This is a genomic window from Peptostreptococcus sp., from assembly GCF_977045075.1.
On record NZ_CDRRTB010000132.1, the window covers coordinates 1 to 2744 of the forward strand.

Genomic DNA, 2744 nt, shown 5'->3' on the forward strand with positions numbered 1-2744 from the left:
AATAAACTCATAATCATGTGATATTACAATTATGGTCCTAGACTCTTTTAAGGTCTCTATCATAGAGCAGACCCTTTCCATAGAGGACTTGTCAAGCCCACTGGTCGGCTCATCCAGGATTACAACCTTATTGCCACTAACCCTGGCTATGGCCATTTGTAGTCTTTGCTTCTCTCCCCCACTCAGACTCTGGGGATGCTTGTCCTTAAGCATATCAATATCCAGACTTTTAAGTGCCTCTATATTAATAGCCTCATCCTTTTGAGCAAGCTCTAATTCCTTGAGACAGGACGAACCAAATAGCTGAAAGTCTGCATCCTGCATTAGGTACATAGCCTGACCTTCCACTTGTATTTTGCCCTTTTCAGGCTTTAGAGACCTGCTGATTAGCTCGGCTAGGGTGGTTTTTCCTACACCGTTGACTCCAACTATACTTGTAACCTCATTTTCCTCAAATTGAATGCTTAGGTCCCTTATAATATCCTTGTAGGATAGGCCCTCTATAGTCACACCCCCTTGACCAGGTCCCAGCTTTTTCACTCGGCCGTAATCACCTGCAAAGATATCAAAGCTACGATTTTTATAGTCCCCCTTCAATAAGTCTTGCTCGGACCCAAAAGACTTGACTGTCTTGTCCTCAACTAGGAGGACCTTGTCTATAATTCCCTTCAGATAAAAATTTCTGTGGTCTGCTACAATAATAGTCTTGCCCTCTGCCTTGAGGTCTATAATTTGTCTTCTTAGCCTCATTGAATTTCCATAGTCAAGATTGGCTGATGGCTCATCAAATATGATTACCTTTGGATCCATAATCAGGACTGTTAGGAGGGCGATTAGCTGCCTTTCACCCGAGGATATCTCAAATAAGCTCCTATCCCTTAGGTAGTCTACATTGTATTCTTCTATGATAGAGTCCAACCTCTTCTTTATAGCCTCCCTTTCTACCCCATAATTTTCCAAGGCAAATACCAATTCTGCCGTAGTATCCGTCGTAAAAAACTGGCTTCTCGGGTTTTGGAATACGTTTCCAAGGATAAGGCTCCTATCGCTTACATCTAGGTCCTCCTTGCCGTCTATCAGGATTTGTCCCTCTAGCTGGCCCTCAATTACCTCTGGAATAATCCCATTTAAGAGGTTTAGGAGGGTTGACTTACCGGACCCACTCTTACCACTTATAAAGACCAGAGACCCTTCCTCAATACTAAAATTGACATCCCTTAGGGCGTAGTCATCCTTGTCCATATAGCTAAAGGCCACATTTTTAAATTCGATTATCTTTTTTTTCATCAAACTATCCCCCCAATTATTAGGATATATCCTAGGATTAGGACTATAAAACTGGTATAGTCTATGGGACCAAAGCCACTACCATAGTAGCTAGTCCTATCATTTTTTGCACTTATTCCCTTGGTAAGTCCTGCACAGGTAAGCTCTGTGCTCAGGGCTACACAACGGAAAAGCTGGGGAACCATAAGGTATTCAAAGGTCCTGATTGGATGTAGGGCCGAAAATTCTATCCCTCTGATATTCATGGCCTTCTTGATGATTTTAAATTCCCTATAGAAGGTCGGTATATACCTTATTGTTACTGTTATTCCTATTATAAATATCTTTGGTAGCCTAAGCCTTTGCAGTCCTGACAAGACCTCGGACGATTTATACCCGGTGATCAACAGTGCTGCTATCATAAAGCAAGGCATGAATAATAGCATCATCCTAGCCCAGGCAGCCAGTATAGCACTAAAGCCGTAATACTCATTAACGAGATATATAGCTAAAAATACAGCCACCACACAAATCACCTTGAAAATTCTCCTTATATTGCCCGAAACTACTAGGATAAGGCTAGCCATGATATAGGTGAGTGCCACCATTTTTTGGGATGGAAATATAGCGCACATGACCGGCATTATGGCATTGATTAAAATTAATGTAAGAGCATCAAACCTAAAATTCTTCACAATATCCCCCCTCTGTTTTTTAGCTCTAATCCCTTTATTTATATATGGTATCTACATCATCCCCCTCTTCTTCAAGCCATTACTATCAAACCTTATAGCCTTATATAGACTTGATTAAATTTCACTAGACCCTGGTTCCTTTTCAAGCTTCAAATCACAGCTTGGACCTAGGTCTCTAGAGTCTCCCAGTAGGCATATCTTGTTCCAGGCCCAGCTTTGGCCATAGGACATTAGCTTTAATATCCTTACAGCCTCTTCATAGTCATACCTATGGTCTATGATTTCAAAAATCGGCGTAATAGACATAGTGCAGAATATGTGGAGTTCAGTCTCTGTAAATGGGTTTTTCATGATGCCACGGGCCTCCATTTCAGCTATATACATCTTGCTTCCCTTGACCTCCATATCCACGAAGAAGTCCTGGATATTTTCGAATTTTGTACCCTGACTACACTTAAATAGGAGGGTAAAGTCATCAAAGTTGTCATACAAATAATCTAGGAAGCAGAGGATACCAGTATGTGACTCTATTAAACCCATATCATATCCTTCCTGGATATTTGTGTATTTTTGCTTGTTTGAGGCATCATCTAACTCCCTCATAAATATCTTCATTAGCTCGTCAAGTGTTGGTTGGACCAGGGCCTCAAACAGGTCCTCCTTAGACTTAAAATACCTGTAAATTGCCCCGACTGTCAGGCCTGACTGTCTTGCTATAGTCCTCATTGAAGCCTTTTCAAAGCCCTTATCAAGAAATTCAATTTTTGCATTTTTTAATATTAA

3 protein-coding genes are annotated in these 2744 nt (G+C 41.0%); all 3 read right to left on the minus strand.

The annotated features are described in order from the left end of the window. A partial coding sequence (locus ACW6OJ_RS07895; protein WP_456096258.1) for an ABC transporter ATP-binding protein occupies positions 1-1287 on the minus strand: 1287 nt, incomplete at its 3' end. Then, complete coding sequence (locus ACW6OJ_RS07900; RefSeq protein ID WP_314505057.1) at positions 1287-1961, minus strand: energy-coupling factor transporter transmembrane component T family protein; 675 nt, start codon at positions 1959-1961, stop codon at positions 1287-1289. The genes ACW6OJ_RS07895 and ACW6OJ_RS07900, both read right to left, overlap by 1 nt. Positions 1962-2075: 114 nt before the next feature. Next, the coding region (locus ACW6OJ_RS07905) for a TetR/AcrR family transcriptional regulator (protein WP_456096259.1) at positions 2076-2744 on the minus strand (669 nt) is incomplete at its 5' end.